We start from the raw sequence: 13,784 nt of genomic DNA on the forward strand, positions 1-13,784 counted from the left end.
TGTCCGCCCCCTAGCCCTTCAGGCCCGCCGCGATGCGGGCCGCGGCGGCCGCCAGGTGGGCGCGGGCCTCGGCGAGCTGCGCCGGGGTCACGCCGTGGTCGCGGGCCGCGTCGCGGACGTCGTCGCGGAAGCGGTCCAGCAGCCGGTCCAGGTCCCGCGCCGGGTCCGCGGTGGGCGTCAGGTCCTCGGCCCAGCCCGAGCCCGCGGGTCCGGGGGCGGCCGCCCATTCGGGGGCGGGGGCGGGGTGGCCGTTCCCCAGCCAGGCCCCGGCCAGGCTGCCCAGGACTCCGCCGGACTTGGCGAACTGCTCCTGGAGCTGCGCGGCGATCCGCTGCACCTCCTCACGGGCCCGCTCCTGGGCCTCCTTGGCCTGGCGGCGGGCCTGCTGGGCCTCCTCGCGGGCCCGGCGGCTCTCGTCCTTGGCCCGGCGGGCCTGCTCCTTCCACTCCTGCTTCGCCTTGCGGAACTCCTCCTTGGCCGCCTTCCAGGACTCGTCCTCGAAGTGGGTCGCCGTCGCGGTGGCCGCGGCCCGCATCTCGCGGCGCAGGTCGCCGGCGGCGCCGCGCACGTCGTCCCGGATCTCGGCGGCCAGCTCGGAGACGGAGTCCCGGATCTCCACCTCCAGGTCCGCCAGCTCCCCGACCCGGTCCGCCAGCTCGGCGCGGCCCGCCTCGGTGATGGAGTACACCTTGCGCCCGCCCTCGGTGGCGTACGTGACCAGCCCCTCGGCCTCCAGCTTGGCCAGCCGCGGGTACACGGTGCCCGCGGAGGGCGCGTACAGCCCCTGGAAGCGCTCCTCCAGCAGCCGGATCACCTCGTACCCGTGACGGGGCGCCTCGTCCAGCAGCTTGAGGAGGTAGAGGCGGAGGCGGCCGTGGGCGAAGACGGGCGGCATGTCAGAGCACCTTCTTGTCGAGCTGGAGGGGGGCGGCGGCGGCTTCCTGCGGGCGGCTCAGCAGGGCGATCGCCCCGGAGACGGTGGTGGCGCGCAGGGTGCCGGTGCCGGCGCCGAGGGTGCCGGTGATCCGCTTGGCGCCGAACTGGCCGGTGACGCGGAGGTCGGCGAAGCCGTTGGAGACGCTGCCGGTGGCGGTGTTGGCCTCGACCTTGGCGTCGGCGGGGTGCGGGAGGCGGATGGCCACCTGGCCGGAGACGGAGTTCAGGAAGACGTCCACCGGCCCCGCGGCGGCCGGGTCGGGGACGAGGTCGATGAGCATGTCGCCGCTGACGGAGTCGGCCCGTACGCTGCCGGCCGCGCCGTCGACGACCGTCAGGCCGCCGGAGACCGAGTGGAAGCCGAACTCACCGGCGACGGACTGCGCCTCGACGCCGCCGGACACCGTCCGCGCCTCCACCCGGCCGGAGAGCCCGACCAGCGTCGCGTCGCCCGAGACCCCGTTGACCTCGGTACCGCCGGAGATGCCGGACACGAAGGCGGCGGCGCTGACGGTGGCCAGCTGGACGCGGGTGCCGGCGGGGACGGTCAGCGTCACGGTGACGCTGCGCTCCCAGGCCTTGCGGCCGTCCGGGGACGAGCCGGTCCAGGCCTTCCACGGCTTGCCCTCGATCCACTTCCGGAAGCCCTGGGAGCCGTTCCAGGGGAGGTCCTCGTAGGACAGCGTGAGGGTGCCGCCGTCCTGGACCACGTGCAGCGGCGGCCCGTCGACCTCGGCGACCTCCAGCCGGGCCGGGCCCTCCTCGGCGGCGACCACGTTGACGGTGCCGCCCACGACGCGTACGCGGAGGTCGTGGACCGGCTGCTCGAAGGTGAGCTTCTGCGGTGCGGCGACGGACCACGTCATCTGCTCTGGCATGTGCTGCTCCTCCTCAGGCTGACGCACGCAACATATCGCGTCTTCTGTAGACACGATATATCGCGGCACCTCGAAGTCAAGCACTTCCTTCCTGACGCGCCGGGGTGCTGGGGGGCGGAACGGCCGAACGCCGGCGGGGCTGGAGGATCCAGCCCCGCCGGCGTTCGCGGTACGGGGGCCCCGGACGGAACCGGGGGAAGGCGTCCGGGCGCCGGCCCTACGCCACCAGCAGCGGGCTTCCGCTGCGGCGGAGCCAGGCTCGGTACGGCGGGGTGCGGAGGGCGGCTTCGCGGTAGGCGTCGCGGAGGTCCTCGAAGACCTCCGCGTGCTCCCCCGGCCGCGCCGCGAGGAGCAGCCGCACCGCCAGCGGGTCCCCCGACAGCGGCCGGATGGCCATGTCGTCCCGCGGCCCGGACGTCGGCTGGCACGGCGCCACCGCCTCGCCGGAGACGATCAGCGAGGTCGCCGTGTGGTAGTCGGCGTGCAGCACGGGCGGGTCGACGCCCGCGCCCGCGAAGACCCGCCGCAGGCCGTCCCACTCGCCGTCGACCGAGGGGTCCACCGTCCAGCGGTCCCCGGCCAGGTCCTCTAACGCCACCACGGGCGACCGCGCGGCGGGATGGTCCCGGCTCATGGACACGAACTGCGGCTCCCGCTCCATCAGCACCCGCAGCTCCAGCCCGTCCGGCACCCGCAGCGGGCTGCCCTCCACCTCGTGCACGAACGCCACGTCCAGCTGACCGCCCGCCACCATCCGCAGCAGCGCGTTCGCCGAGACGTCGACGACCAGCGAGGTCTCCGTCTCCGGTGCGCGCCGGTGCAGCCGCCGCAGCCAGCCCGGCAGGGCCCGGCTCGCGGTCGAACCGATGCGCAGCCGGGGTCCGTTCGCCGCGGCCCGCGCCTCGGCGACCAGCGCGGCCATGTCCGCGAGCAGCGGCCGCGCCCGTCCCAGCACCGTGCGTCCGAAGGGGGTGGGCCGGCAGCCGGTCCGCTCGCGCAGGAACAGCTCGCCGTCCAGGGCGCGTTCGATCCGGCGCAGTTGCGTCGTCAGGGAGGGCTGGCTCACGCCGAGTTGCCGGGCGGCCTTGTGCAGACTGCCGGCGTCCTCGATGGCGCACAGTGCGCGCAGGTGCCTCACCTCGAGCTCCATGACCCGAGGGTAGGCGGGCCCCGCGTGCCGCACCAGCCGCCGATAGCCCCCCGAATCCCGCCATTCTCACGCCAGTTGACCAAGGTGAACCTTGCCGAAACCCGCCCGATAGCTCCGCGCTATCGGGCTCTGACATCATCCGCAGGCCCCATCGGCTCCCGCAGACTCCGGTACCGGATGACCCATCCACCCCCCACCGCACCAGCCGAGTAGGAGCCCCCCACATGCGCCACTCCCGCAGGAACATGCTGTCCGCCGCCGCCGTCGGCCTCGGTGTCGCCGCCGCCATCGGCGGTGTCGTCCCCTCGGCCGGGGCCGCCTCCCCCGCCGGCAACCCGGCGAGCTACGCCGCGTACGAGCGTTCGACGGAGAACGAGGCCGCCAACCGGGCCTTCTTCGAGGCCGTGAAGCAGGCGGTCGCCGAGCAGCGGGCCGCGAACCCGGGCGCGCTGGCCGTCACCGTCACCTACAACACCCGCAGCGCGCCGAGCTTCCGCACCCAGATAGCCAACTCCACCCGGATCTGGAACAGCTCGGTCGCCAACGTGAAGCTCCAGGAGGTGTCCTCGGGCGGGAACTTCTCCTACCGCGAGGGCAACGACTCGCGCGGCTCGTACGCGAGCACGGACGGCCACGGCCGCGGCTACATCTTCCTGGACTACCGGCAGAACCAGCAGTACAACTCCACCCGCGTGACGGCGCACGAGACCGGGCACGTGCTGGGCCTGCCGGACCACTACTCGGGTCCGTGCAGCGAGCTGATGTCGGGCGGCGGCCCGGGCACCTCGTGCACGAACGCCAACCCGAACAGCGCCGAGCGGGCGCGCGTCAACCAGCTGTGGGCCAACGGCCTGGTCGCCTCGGGTCTGGACGCCAAGGGCTAGGAGTCACCCCCCCCCAGGGGTCACCCCCCAGGGGTCACCCCACGGGGACGTAGCGGGCACAGCCCGGGTTCCGGCAGGGACCCGGGCTCCACTCGGGGACGAAGATCCCCAGGGACTTGCGCCGTCGGAGCACCGTCTCCACCGCACGCCCGCAGGCCGGACACGTCTGCTGCTCGTGTCCGGCCCGCGGGGCGACCGTCCCGCGCTCGTGCTGCTGCTGTTCACCGGCCATACCTCCACGGTAGGCCGGTTTCGCGCGTTGTGGCGCGGCCGGCCGGTCAGCGCCTGACGTCGTACGAGGTGACGACCTGGCCGCCGCCGAGGGCGGTGCACCCGGTGAGCTCCAGGGGGCGCACGCCGAACCCGGCGCGGGACATCGGCATGCCGGTCCCGACGACCACGGGGTAGGTCTTGACGATGTACTCGTCGATCTCGTCCACCAGCTGGGCCGCGAGGTCGGCTCCGCCGCACAGCCAGATGCCGAGCCCGTCCCGCGCCTTCATCTCCCTCACCCGGGCGACGAGGTCGCCGCTGATGAGCCGGACGCCGGGGTCCGGCGGGGTGGTGAGGCTGCGGGAGACGACGTACTGCTCGCGCATGTGGCCGTAGGGGCTGGGCATGCCCGCCTTGAGGCCGGGCTCGTAGGTGTTGCGGCCCATGATCACCGCGTCGAAGCGCTTGGGCGCGGCATCGTCGATGCCGAGCTGCCTGCGTCCGGCGCCGGAGATCGTCTCCGGGTACTCGGCCGTCAGGAGGGCGATGAACTCCGGGTCGACGTAGCTGTAGATGAAATCGGCATCGCCGTCCGGGGCTCCGATGAAGCCGTCGACGGTGGTGGCGATGAAGTACGTGAGCTTGCGCAAGCGATCCTCTTCCGTTCGGGGGTGCCGCCGCTCCGGGGCACGTCAATGAAAGTACTTCACTTGAAGTACTTTGCCAATCCCCATTTTCCGGGGTCCCGTTCAGCCCCTCGGCTTGCGCCACATGGGCCACATCAGCGGACCCTCGGGCAGCTGCACCGCCTCACCGGTGAACTCCCACCCGAGCCGCTCGTACAACCCCTTGCTGCGCTCGCTGCTCGCCTCCAGGTAGGCCGGGAGCCCCTCCCGGTCGCAGCGCTCCAGCACCGGCCGCATCAGCTCGGTGCCCAGCCCCTCGCCCTGCCGGCCGGGCGCGACCGCGATCATCAGCAGGTACTCGTGCTCCTCGGAGGTGGGGTGCACCTCCCCGGTGAGCCGGCCGACCAGCTCGCACCGCTCGTTGTCCGGGTCGGCGACCGCCCGCATCTTCGCCGGGACCTCGTCCTCGCCCTCCGGCTCCCCCGCCGGGATCCGCAGCCACAGCGCCGCCGCCGAGCCGTCCGCCGCGTAGTCGATCCGGCCCTCGGCCAGCGCGACGTCCACGAAGACCCCGAGGAACCTGCCGTGCACGGCGGCCCGGTGCTCCGGGTCCGGGAAGACCCAGCTGCTCACGGGGTCGTCACGGAAGGCCTCGTCCAGCAGGCGCGCGACCGCGTCCCGGTCCGACTGATCCGCCTGACGTATCTCCAGCACCACGGGTGACACCCTTCACTCACAGGTCAACTACCGCGAGCGATCCTAGAGTTGCCCCGCACACCTGCCGCCCCCCGCCCGCGAAAAGGCCTGTTCCGGCGCCCCGCAGCGCCGGAACAGACCGCTCCGCGGCACCGGACCGAGCCGGCCGCTACCTGGTGCGCCGCGTCACGAACTCCGCGAGCGCCAGCAGCCCGCCCGCCGCCGCGAGGTCGGGCACCGCCCGGGACAGTTCCTGCACCGCCCGGCCCATCCGGTCGGCGGCGTGGGCCTGCGCCCAGTCGCGGCCGCCGGCCCGCTCCACCGCCCGGGCGGCGCGGGACACGTCCTCCTCCTTCAGCGGGCCCGCGTACAGGAGAGCCAGCTCCTCCCCGGCCTCCGTGCCCGAGGTGAGGGCGGCCACGACCGGGAGGGACTTCTTGCGGGCGAGCAGATCGGCCCCGGCCGGCTTGCCGGTGTGCCCGGGATCGCCCCAGATGCCGATCAGGTCGTCGATCAGCTGGAAGGCCAGCCCCGCCTCCCGCCCGAAGGCGTCCACGGCCTCGACCTCCTCCGGCCCGGCCCCCGCGTACAGGGCGCCCAGCGCGCACGCGCAGCCCAGGAGGGCCCCGGTCTTGGCCGCCGCCATGGTCAGGCACTCGTCGAGCGAGACGTGCGCGCGCTCCTCGAAGGCGCAATCCGCCTGCTGCCCCTCGCACAGCTCGACGACGCAGGCCGCGAGCCGCGCCGAGGCCCGGGCCGAGGCCGGATGCGGGTCCTCGGCGAGCAGTCGCAGCGCGAGCGCCATCATGGCGTCGCCCGCGAGGATCGTGTGCGGGGTCCCGAAGACGGTCCAGGCGGTGGGCCGCCCGCGGCGGCGGACGTCCCGGTCGATGATGTCGTCGTGCAGCAGCGTGAAGTTGTGCGCGAGCTCCACGGCCGCCGCCGCCCGTACGGCGCCCCGGACGGCCTCCGCGGGCGCTCCCAGGGCCTGCGCCGAGGCGAGCACGAGTGCGGGCCGGATGGCCTTGCCCGCGCCGCCCGCGGCGGGGGCGCCGTCCTCGCGTTCCCAGCCGAAGTGGTACATCGCCACCCGGCGCATCGCCGCGGGCAGGCCCTCGACGGCCCGGCGGAGTTCCGGGTCGACCGTTCCCCTGGTCGCTTCCAGCAGGGCCGCCGCTTCCTGCCCTTCGCCCGTGACCACGGTGCCGGCGGTGTCGGCGGTCACCGGTCCCAGCGGCCGATCTCGACGTTCTCCAGGACGCCGAGCGCGTCCGGCACCAGGACGGCGGCGGAGAAGTAGGCGGTGACCAGGTAGGAGATGATCGCCTGGTCGTTGATCCCCATGAAGCGCACGGACGTGCTCGGCTCGATCTCGTCGGGGATGCCGGGCTGGTGGAGGCCGATGACGCCCTGCTCCTCCTCGCCGGTGCGCATGCACAGGATGGAGGTCGTACGGGCCGCGGTGACCGGGATCTTGGTGGACGGGAAGATCGGCACGCCGCGCCAGGCGGTCACCCGGGTGCCGGCGACGTCGACCGTCTCGGGGTAGAGCCCGCGCCTGTTGCACTCGCGGCCGAAGGCGGCGATGGCCCCGGGGTGCGCGAGGAACAGCTTGGAGTCGCGCCGCATGCCGAGCAGGGCGTCGAAGTCGTCCGGGGTGGGCGCGCCGTCGTGGGGCTGGATGCGCTGGTCGTAGTCGGCGTTGTGGAGCAGGCCGAACTCCGGGTTGTTGAGCATCTCGTGCTCCTGGCGCTCGCGCAGCGCCTCGACCGTGAGCCGCAACTGCTGCTCGGTCTGGTTCATCGGGTGGTTGTAGAGGTCGGCGACGCGGGTGTGGACGCGCAGGACCGTTTGTGCAATGGAGAGTCCGTACTCGCGCGGGCGGGGTTCGTAGTCGGCGAAGGCGCGCGGGAGGACGGCCTCGCCGACGTGGCCGGCGGAGAGCTCGATCGCGGCCTCGCCGTACGGGTTGACGGGCCGCGCCGGCCGGGTGCGTACGCGGTCCACGTGCGCCCGCAGCGAGTCGGCCCGGTCGGCGAGGAGCAGGAAGTCCTCGCGGGACAGCACGAGGGCCGTACCGGGGGTGGCCGCGCGGGCGGTGTACTCCCAGATGGCCGCCCCGTCGGTGAGGGAGGCCTCGCCGAAGTAGGCGCCGTCGGCGACGGTCCGCAGGACGGCGTCCTCGCCGTAGGGGCCGGGGCCGATCTGCTCGACGCGGCCGTGGGCGAGCAGGAAGACCTGGTCGGAGGGGCTGCCGAAGGAGGTGAGCTGCTGTCCGGCCTCGAAGTCGACCTGGCGGCAGCGGCCGGCGAGTTCGGTGAGGACCTCCGCGTCGTCGTAGTCGCGCAGCAGCGGCAGCTCGCCGAGTTCGGCCGGGATGACCTGGACCCGGGAGCCGGTCTTGACGAACTCGACGACTCCGTTGCCGACGGTGTGGCTGAGGCGGCGGTTGACCCGGTAGGTGCCGCCCTGCACCGGGACCCACGGGAGGGTCTTGAGCAGCCACCGGGAGGTGATCTCCTGCATCTGCGGCGCGGACTTGGTCGTGGTTGCCAAGTTCCGCGCGGCCGCGGTCCCGAGACTGCTCTGCGGTGTCCGGGATTCGGCTTCGGAACCTGCCTGGACCGACATGTATTTCCTTCCGATCACTCCGTGGTGTGCGGGACGGAAGCCTTCCAGTGCGCTGCGCGGCCGGGCCACTACACAAACGGGTGGGACTAGCGCCGGCGGGCCGGGGCATGCTCAAAGGTTCAACTGCTTCACATTTCCTCCCCGGAACCTCACCCGTTCCGGCCATCTCGCACGCCCGGCCGCTCTTAATTTGCATCCCTGATGCCAGTTTTCTACGCTGGGGTCATGCGGCTGACGCGATTCACGGACCTGGCGCTGCGCGTGCTCATGCGCCTGGCCGTCGAGGACACCGACCTCCCCACCACCCGAGAGGTGGCGGCGACCATGGAGGTCCCGTACACCCACACCGCCAAGGTGGTCGCCAGGCTGCAGCATCTCGGACTGGTCGAGGCCCGGCGCGGCCGCGGCGGCGGGCTCGCGCTCACCGCCGCCGGGCGCGCCGCGTCGGTGGGCGGGGTGGTGCGCGAGCTGGAGGGCGCGGGCGACGTCGTGGACTGCGACGGCGCCACCCCGTGCCCGCTGCGCGGGGCCTGCGTCCTGCGCGGCGCGCTGCGCCGGGCCCAGGAGGCGTTCTTCGCCACGCTGGACCCGCTCACGGTGAACGAGCTGGTGGCGGCCCCCACGGGGCCCCTGCTGCTGGGCATTTCGAGCGGAGGCGGCCGAGTGGCCGATTGACCACGCCTCCCGGCCCGCCCTCGAACGGATCTCCGTATGGCGGCGGGCCGCCCCGAGCCCTTTAATACGAATCTGCAATGCCAATTAAGCGAGGAGCCGCCATGCTGTCGGAGAAGTCGACCGCGACCGTACGCGCCACCCTGCCCGCCGTCGGGGCCGCCATCACGGACATCACGGAGCTGTTCTACGAGAAGCTCTTCGCGGCCCATCCGGCCCTGCTCCGGGACCTGTTCAACCGGGGCAACCAGAACGCCGGACTCCAGAAGCAGGCCCTCGCCGGCTCGATCGCCGCCTTCGCGACCCACCTCCTGGAGCACCCGGACACCCGCCCCGACGTGATGCTGAACCGCATCGCCCACAAGCACGCCTCCCTCGGCGTCACCCGCGAGCAGTACCAGGTCGTCCACCGGCACCTCTTCGAGGCCATAGCCGAGGTCCTCGGCGAGGCCGTCACCCCCGAGGTCGCCCAGGCCTGGGACGAGGTGTACTGGCTGATGGCGAACGCCCTGATCGCCATCGAGGAGCGGCTCTACGCCGAGCAGCAGGTGCTCGCCGGGGACGTCTGGCGGAAGTGGACGGTGGCCGCCCGGGTCGAGGAGACGGCCGACTGCACCACCTTCCACCTGGCCCCCGCCGACGGCGCCCCGGCCCCCGGCTTCAGGCCCGGCCAGTACATCTCGGTCCAGGTCGAACTGCCCGACGGCGCCCGCCAGATCCGCCAGTACAGCCTCTCCAGCTCCCCCGGCTCCCCCGTCCGCGCGATCACCGTCAAGCGGGTCCACGGCCCGGCCGCGGGCGGCGGCCCCGACGGCGAGGTCTCCCACCACCTCCACGCCCGGGTCCGCACCGGCGACACCCTGCGCGTCTCCGCCCCGTACGGGGACCTGGTGCTCCAGGACCCGGACTCGCCCGTACTGCTCGCCTCGGCCGGCATCGGCTGCACCCCGATGCTGTCGATGCTGGAGCACCTGGCCGAGACCGGCCACACCGGACCGGTCACCGTGGTGCACGCCGACCGCAGCCCCGCCGACCACGCCCTGCGCACGGACCACCGCGCCCTGACCCACAAGCTGGCCGACGCCACGGCCCGCTTCTGGTACGAGGCCGGGGCCGAGGCCGGCGACTCCACCGGCCTCGTCGACCTCGCCGCCGTCCCCGTCGCCCCCGGCACCAGGGCCTACCTGTGCGGGCCGCTCCCCTTCATGCGGTCGGTGCGCGCACAGCTGATCGCCAAGGGCGTCCCGGCCTCCGACGTCCACTACGAGGTCTTCGGCCCGGACCTGTGGCTCGCCTCGGCGTGACGGCCGGCGCCGGCCTGGCGCCCCACCCCGGCGCGGCGACTGGCCGAAAGACGCCCTAGCCGCGGAAGGGCCGCCTCCACTACACCGTAAGTAGTCACATGAACACGTACGGTGAAAGGAGGCGGCCGTGTCCGCACCCATGTCCGCTGACCGCTTCATCCAGGCGCTGCGCGCCGAAGGCCTGACCGTCGTCGAGGTCGGCGCCTGGCGCACCCACAACCGCAACCACAAGGGCCCCTGGGGGCCGGTGCACGGGGTGATGATCCACCACACCGTCACGCACGGCACCGCGTACACCGTCGAGCTCTGCCGCGACGGCGACTCCGCCCTGCCCGGCCCCCTCTGCCACGGAGTCATCGCCAAGGACGGCCGGGTCCACCTCGTCGGCTACGGCCGCACCAACCACGCCGGCGCCGGCGACTCCGACGTCCTGGCGGCCGTGATCGCCGAGAAGCGGCTGCCGCCGGACCACCACGCCGACACCGACGGCAACCGCTACTTCTACGGCTTCGAGTGCGAGAACCTCGGCGACGGCGAGGACCCCTGGCCGCCCGCACAGCTCGACGCCATCGCCCGCGCGGCCGCCGCCGTCTGCCGGGCCCACGACTGGGGCGCCCGCTCGGTCATCGGCCACCGCGAATGGCAGCCCGGCAAGATCGACCCCAGGGGCTTCACCATGGACTGGCTGCGCGAACGCGTCGCCGACCGCCTCAAGTGACAATGGGCGGGTGCCCCACCCCGAACTGCGCCCCCGCCCGCCGTCCCCGCTCGTCGAGGCGGCCGACGAACGCTTCGCCGCGCACGGGGTAAGGCTCCTGCTCAAGCGGGACGACCTGGTCCACCCGGAGCTGCCCGGCAACAAGTGGCGCAAGCTCGCGCCCAACCTCCGGGCAGCGCTGGAAGCGGGCCACGGCCGGCTCGCCACCTTCGGCGGCGCCTACTCCAACCACCTCCGGGCCACCGCGGCCGCCGGCCGGCTGCTCGGCCTGGAGACGGTCGGCATCGTCCGGGGCGACGAGCTGGCCGGGCGCCCCCTCAACGACTCCCTGGCCCGCTGCGCCGCCGACGGCATGCGGCTGCACTTCGCCACCCGCTCCGAGTACCGCCGCAAGGCCGACCCGGACACCCGGGACCGCCTGCTGGCCGCCGCCGGGGCCGCGGGGGCGTACGTGGTCCCCGAGGGCGGCAGCAACGCCCTCGCCCTCACCGGCTGCGCGGAACTCGGCCGCGAGCTGCGCGGGGCGTCCGACGTGGTGGCGGTGGCCTGCGGTACGGGCGGCACCCTGGCCGGCCTCGCGGCCGGACTCGCCCCCGGCCAGCGGGCCCTGGGCGTGCCGGTCCTGGCCGGGGGCTTCCTCGGCGCGGAGATACGTTCCCTCCAGGCGGCGGCCTTCGGCGGCCCGGCCGGCGACTGGACCCTGGCGGAGGGCTTCGACCACGGGGGCTACGCCCGCGTCCCGGCCGCCCTCGACGCCTTCGCCGCCGACTTCGAGTCCCGGCACGGGCTCCCGGTGGAGCGGATCTACGTCGCCAAGCTCCTCTGGGCCCTGCACGCGCTCACCGCCGCCGGCGCCTTCCCCCGGGGCACGACCCTGACGGCGGTCGTCACGGGCCGCCCGTAGCCGGGCCTCAGGCCGACTCCTCCCGGTAGGCCGCGGCCTCCTCCAGGTCCAGGCGGCGCAGCAGGGCGCGGAGCATCTCGTCGTCGATGCGGCGGCGGTCGCGGAGCGAGACGAAGACCTCCCGTTCGGCCGCGATCATCTCCCGGGCCAGCCGCCGGTAGACGTCGTCCGCCGACTCCCCCGTCACCGGGTTGACCTCGCCCAGCCGCTCCCACACCGCGTTGCGGCGCCGTTCCAGGACCGTCCGCAGCCGGTCCGCCAGCGGCGGCGGCAGGGTGCTGTTCTCCGGCCGCTCCAACAGCTCCGTCAGCCGCTCCTCCGCCGCCCGCGAGGCCTCGCTCTGCGCCTGCGCCTCCGCGAGGGTCTCCGCCTGCACGTCCCGCTGCGGCAGCTTCAGCACCCTGATCAGGGGCGGCAGCGTCAGGCCCTGGACGACCAGCGTGCCGATGACGGTCGTGAAGGTGAGGAACAGGATCAGGTTCCGGTGCGGCACCTCCATCGGCACGGAGAACGCGATCGCCAGCGAGACGACACCGCGCATCCCGGCCCATCCCACGATCGCCGGGGACTTCCAGTCCGTCTCCGGCTCCCGGTGCCGGATCCGCTCCGACACCCACCTCGGCACGAAGGTCGCCGGGAACACCCACACGAACCGCGCCGCCACCACCGCGAGGAACACCGCGACGGCGTACCAGGCCGCGACCGCCCCCTCGTACTCCCCCAGCCCCTTCAGGACCACCGGCAGCTGGAGCCCGATCAGCGCGAAGACCACCGACTCCAGCACGAAGGCGACCACCTTCCACACGGCCTCCTCCTGGAGCCGCGTCGCGAAGTCGACCTGCCAGTTGTGGTGGCCGAGGTACAGCCCGACGACCACCACGGCCAGCACCCCCGACGCGTGCACCCGCTCCGCCGCCGCGTACGCCACGAACGGGATGAGCAGGGACAGGGTGTTCTGCAGCAGCGGCTCCCGCAGCCGCTTGCGCAGCCAGTGGATGGGGACCATCAGCAGCAGGCCCACCCCGACTCCGCCGACCGACGCCAGCAGGAACTCGGCGACCCCGCCCGCCCAGCCCGCGCCCACGCCGACCACCGCGGCCAGCGCGACCTTGTAGGCGGTGATGGCGGTGGCGTCGTTCACCAGGGACTCGCCCTGCAGGATCGTCGTGATCCGGTTCGGCAGGCCCAGCCGCCGGGCGATGGCCGTCGCCGCGACCGCGTCCGGCGGCGCGACGACCGCGCCCAGCACCAGCGCCACGGGCAGCGACAGCCCCGGCACCAGCAGGTAGGCGGCGTACCCCACGGCGAGCGTCGCGAAGAGCACGTAGCCCACCGACAGCAGCGCGATCGGCCGTACGTTGGCCCGCAGGTCCAGGTACGAGCTGTCCACCGCCGCCGTGTGCAGCAGCGGCGGGAGCAGCAGCGGCAGCACGATGTGCGGGTCGAGGGCGTACGAGGGCACCCCCGGCACGTAGGCGGCGACCAGGCCCGCGGCGACCAGCAGCAGCGGAGCCGGTACGGGCGTGCGCCGGGCGACACCCGCCACGGCGGCGCTCCCGGCGATCAGCGCCACCAGCGGCAATACCTCCATCGAAGATCCATCCCCATCCGTCGTCACCGTCGTCGCGCCCGCACCCCGGCCGTAACCTGGCCATCATGAGCGAGTGCACCCACGTTGCCGAACTGCCGCGCCCCGAACCGGTCCCGCATGCGTTGACCTGCCCTGAATGCGAAGTGCTCGGCAGCCATCCGGTACAGCTGCGCATGTGCCTCGGCTGCGGGTTCGTGGGGTGCTGCGACTCCTCCCCCCACCGGCACGCCACCGCCCACCACCGGGAGAGCGGCCATCCGGTGATGCGGAGCTTCGAACCGGGCGAAACCTGGCGCTGGTGTTTCGTCGACGGTTCCATCGTCTGAGGACCGCTCCTCGACCGTGAAAGGCCGAAGGTTCGATCGGCGGCAGCGGGGTAGGTCAACCCTCCGCCGGTTCCCCCGAATTGGGCCCGCAGACCCCTAGCCACTGTGCGTACTCATGGGCTTACCATCAGTCACCGCACGTGGCGGGGTCGGCCCGGTCGCTCCAAGCGGGCGCCATGAGGGGTGCCGCGACACGATCGCCCGGATCGCGATAGCGTCACCGGCGAACAGAGCTCGTACCACCTTGGAGGTGAG

At 73.4% G+C, this 13,784-nt stretch carries 15 protein-coding genes; 6 read left to right on the top strand and 9 right to left on the bottom strand.

Annotation, left to right across the window (positions count from 1 at the left end; translation table 11 throughout):
- Positions 1-10: 10 nt before the first annotated feature.
- The 3 genes from ACQKM2_RS16500 to ACQKM2_RS16510 form a co-directional block, all read right to left on the bottom strand.
- A complete protein-coding gene (locus ACQKM2_RS16500; RefSeq protein WP_427710306.1) occupies positions 11-895 on the bottom strand; it encodes a helix-turn-helix transcriptional regulator in 885 nt (294 codons plus the stop codon).
- A 1-nt stretch (position 896) separates the two neighbouring features.
- Entirely contained in the window at positions 897-1,814 is a 918-nt protein-coding gene (locus tag ACQKM2_RS16505) for a DUF4097 family beta strand repeat-containing protein (protein ID WP_427710308.1), read from the bottom strand.
- A 217-nt stretch (positions 1,815-2,031) separates the two neighbouring features.
- Positions 2,032-2,964, bottom strand: coding sequence for a LysR substrate-binding domain-containing protein (locus ACQKM2_RS16510; RefSeq protein WP_427710310.1), 933 nt, complete (start codon positions 2,962-2,964; stop codon positions 2,032-2,034).
- A gap of 224 nt (positions 2,965-3,188) precedes the next feature.
- Between ACQKM2_RS16510 and snpA the strand changes: the two genes are divergently transcribed.
- Positions 3,189-3,848, top strand: a complete 660-nt coding sequence (snpA, locus tag ACQKM2_RS16515) for a snapalysin (RefSeq protein WP_427710312.1) — start codon at positions 3,189-3,191, stop codon at positions 3,846-3,848.
- Between the two features lie 34 nt (positions 3,849-3,882).
- Here the strand turns inward: snpA and ACQKM2_RS16520 are convergent, their stop codons facing one another.
- From ACQKM2_RS16520 to ACQKM2_RS16540, 5 genes are all read right to left on the bottom strand, one after another.
- Positions 3,883-4,080: a hypothetical protein gene (locus tag ACQKM2_RS16520; protein WP_427710313.1), complete on the bottom strand. Its 198-nt coding sequence runs from the start codon at positions 4,078-4,080 to the stop codon at positions 3,883-3,885.
- A gap of 46 nt (positions 4,081-4,126) precedes the next feature.
- On the bottom strand, positions 4,127-4,711 hold the full coding sequence (locus tag ACQKM2_RS16525) for a dihydrofolate reductase family protein (RefSeq protein ID WP_427710315.1): 585 nt from the start codon (positions 4,709-4,711) through the stop codon (positions 4,127-4,129).
- Between the two features lie 99 nt (positions 4,712-4,810).
- Positions 4,811-5,404 (bottom strand): GNAT family N-acetyltransferase, encoded by a 594-nt coding sequence (locus tag ACQKM2_RS16530; protein WP_427710317.1) that lies wholly within the window; start codon positions 5,402-5,404, stop codon positions 4,811-4,813.
- 148 nt (positions 5,405-5,552) lie between these two features.
- Complete coding sequence (locus ACQKM2_RS16535; RefSeq protein ID WP_427710487.1) at positions 5,553-6,617, bottom strand: family 2 encapsulin nanocompartment cargo protein polyprenyl transferase; 1,065 nt, start codon at positions 6,615-6,617, stop codon at positions 5,553-5,555.
- Positions 6,605-8,014, bottom strand: coding sequence for a family 2B encapsulin nanocompartment shell protein (locus ACQKM2_RS16540; RefSeq protein ID WP_427710319.1), 1,410 nt, complete (start codon positions 8,012-8,014; stop codon positions 6,605-6,607). The genes ACQKM2_RS16535 and ACQKM2_RS16540 overlap by 13 nt, the downstream gene beginning before the upstream one ends.
- Before the next feature lie 225 nt (positions 8,015-8,239).
- Between ACQKM2_RS16540 and ACQKM2_RS16545 the strand changes: the two genes are divergently transcribed.
- The 4 genes from ACQKM2_RS16545 to ACQKM2_RS16560 all read left to right on the top strand — a co-directional run bounded on the left by ACQKM2_RS16545 (position 8,240) and on the right by ACQKM2_RS16560 (position 11,612).
- The gene (locus ACQKM2_RS16545) at positions 8,240-8,689 is read left to right on the top strand and encodes an RrF2 family transcriptional regulator (RefSeq protein ID WP_427710321.1); all 450 of its coding nucleotides are present in this window, start codon (positions 8,240-8,242) and stop codon (positions 8,687-8,689) included.
- 101 nt (positions 8,690-8,790) lie between these two features.
- The gene (locus ACQKM2_RS16550; protein WP_427710323.1) at positions 8,791-9,990 is read left to right on the top strand and encodes a globin domain-containing protein; all 1,200 of its coding nucleotides are present in this window, start codon (positions 8,791-8,793) and stop codon (positions 9,988-9,990) included.
- 127 nt (positions 9,991-10,117) lie between these two features.
- On the top strand, positions 10,118-10,708 hold the full coding sequence (locus ACQKM2_RS16555) for an N-acetylmuramoyl-L-alanine amidase (protein WP_427710325.1): 591 nt from the start codon (positions 10,118-10,120) through the stop codon (positions 10,706-10,708).
- 10 nt (positions 10,709-10,718) lie between these two features.
- Positions 10,719-11,612 (top strand): 1-aminocyclopropane-1-carboxylate deaminase/D-cysteine desulfhydrase, encoded by an 894-nt coding sequence (locus tag ACQKM2_RS16560; protein WP_427710327.1) that lies wholly within the window; start codon positions 10,719-10,721, stop codon positions 11,610-11,612.
- Positions 11,613-11,619: 7 nt separating this feature from the next.
- On the opposite strand, the gene ACQKM2_RS16565 is transcribed toward ACQKM2_RS16560, so the two are convergent.
- Complete coding sequence (locus ACQKM2_RS16565) at positions 11,620-13,203, bottom strand: Na+/H+ antiporter (protein ID WP_427710329.1); 1,584 nt, start codon at positions 13,201-13,203, stop codon at positions 11,620-11,622.
- A gap of 65 nt (positions 13,204-13,268) precedes the next feature.
- Between ACQKM2_RS16565 and ACQKM2_RS16570 the strand changes: the two genes are divergently transcribed.
- Positions 13,269-13,529 (top strand): UBP-type zinc finger domain-containing protein, encoded by a 261-nt coding sequence (locus tag ACQKM2_RS16570; RefSeq protein WP_125604345.1) that lies wholly within the window; start codon positions 13,269-13,271, stop codon positions 13,527-13,529.
- Positions 13,530-13,784: the final 255 nt, after the last annotated feature.

Source organism: Streptomyces sp. NPDC004126 (genome assembly GCF_050275515.1).
Taxonomy (GTDB): Bacteria; Actinomycetota; Actinomycetes; order Streptomycetales; family Streptomycetaceae; genus Streptomyces.

What these genes read in the sequence shown, in the direction of transcription:
- ACQKM2_RS16505 (WP_427710308.1), bottom strand. Translation starts at nt 1,814, where the DNA reads ATGCCAGAGCAGATGACGTGGTCCGTCGCCGCACCGCAGAAGCTCACC.
- ACQKM2_RS16570 (WP_125604345.1), top strand. Translation starts at nt 13,269, where the DNA reads ATGAGCGAGTGCACCCACGTTGCCGAACTGCCGCGCCCCGAACCGGTC.
- ACQKM2_RS16510 (WP_427710310.1), bottom strand. Translation starts at nt 2,964, where the DNA reads ATGGAGCTCGAGGTGAGGCACCTGCGCGCACTGTGCGCCATCGAGGAC.
- ACQKM2_RS16545 (WP_427710321.1), top strand. Translation starts at nt 8,240, where the DNA reads ATGCGGCTGACGCGATTCACGGACCTGGCGCTGCGCGTGCTCATGCGC.
- ACQKM2_RS16540 (WP_427710319.1), bottom strand. Translation starts at nt 8,014, where the DNA reads ATGTCGGTCCAGGCAGGTTCCGAAGCCGAATCCCGGACACCGCAGAGC.
- ACQKM2_RS16565 (WP_427710329.1), bottom strand. Translation starts at nt 13,203, where the DNA reads ATGGAGGTATTGCCGCTGGTGGCGCTGATCGCCGGGAGCGCCGCCGTG.
- ACQKM2_RS16500 (WP_427710306.1), bottom strand. Translation starts at nt 895, where the DNA reads ATGCCGCCCGTCTTCGCCCACGGCCGCCTCCGCCTCTACCTCCTCAAG.
- snpA (WP_427710312.1), top strand. Translation starts at nt 3,189, where the DNA reads ATGCGCCACTCCCGCAGGAACATGCTGTCCGCCGCCGCCGTCGGCCTC.
- ACQKM2_RS16550 (WP_427710323.1), top strand. Translation starts at nt 8,791, where the DNA reads ATGCTGTCGGAGAAGTCGACCGCGACCGTACGCGCCACCCTGCCCGCC.
- ACQKM2_RS16520 (WP_427710313.1), bottom strand. Translation starts at nt 4,080, where the DNA reads ATGGCCGGTGAACAGCAGCAGCACGAGCGCGGGACGGTCGCCCCGCGG.